General features: G+C 52.5%; 2 pseudogenes. One reads left to right on the plus strand and one right to left on the minus strand.

Going from position 1 to position 878, the window contains the following annotated elements:
- Positions 1 to 155: 155 nt before the first annotated feature.
- Positions 156 to 398: pseudogene (locus C3418_RS23730) on the minus strand (DUF3427 domain-containing protein); the annotation flags it as partial.
- Positions 399 to 474: 76 nt separating this feature from the next.
- On the opposite strand from C3418_RS23730, the pseudogene C3418_RS23735 reads away from it, so the two are divergent.
- A pseudogene (locus C3418_RS23735) lies at positions 475 to 750 on the plus strand (transposase family protein); the annotation flags it as partial.
- Positions 751 to 878: the final 128 nt, after the last annotated feature.

Here is an 878-nt window from a genome sequence, read left to right on the forward strand (position 1 = left end):
GGCTGCATAGGCGTCATGTTCATAGAAAAACGCCCCAGGCCATCGAGACCCAGGGCGGTGAAGATATCAAAGACCCGTTTTCCGGTAAATCGCAATGCGGCTCCGCTTAAGTGAACAGCATTGCGCCCTTGACGGGCCCTGTTGTGATTGCTCGTTCAGCCAACCGCCAATTTGGCAGCTTCTTTCCACATAAATGGCGGCATCGGAGTAGTGAGACGCCATTTAATGTTCATCGGTTGGCTGCCAGTGTGGGATACGTACTCCACCTCACCAAAGTTCACAAAGCCAAGGGTGCGGCCAAATTCATCTTTGCTCTGCTCGCGGACGAACAGAAACAAGCGCTTACCTTCTGCCCTGTGATTTATGTAACTCAGCCCCTTACCTCGCTCAGGGCGGGATCGCACTTTGTTAATGAAATTTGAACAGGCAGATCGTCTGTGATCTAATCGCGTCTCCATGCAGGAGGCACGCGCTATGACGTTGATTGAACACCTTACCCTTGTCGAAGAAACTCGCTCTGAGATCAATCGTAAACATAACCTGGTTGATGTCATGTTCCTTGTCATCAGTGCCATCATGAGTGGTGCCGAGGGCTGGAATGACATCGAAACCTATGGCGATTCAAAGATCGATTGGCTCCGTCAGCATCGCCCCTTTGCCAACGGCATCCCGCGGCGTCACACTGTTGCCCGCATTCTGCGCTGCATTGTCATCGATACCTTGCTTGAAGCGTTGCTGTGCTGGGTCAATGGGTAATCCCCCCATTTTTAGGGGCATTCAAAAGTAGAGGTCATGCGGCCTGTGCCAGACGCTGTTTCGGCGTGTAGCCACCCAGCGCCATATTGGGCCGCTCATGGTTATAAACCCACAGCCAGTTC

This window comes from Aeromonas sp. ASNIH8 (genome assembly GCF_002919855.1).
Taxonomy (GTDB): Bacteria; Pseudomonadota; Gammaproteobacteria; order Enterobacterales; family Aeromonadaceae; genus Aeromonas; species Aeromonas caviae.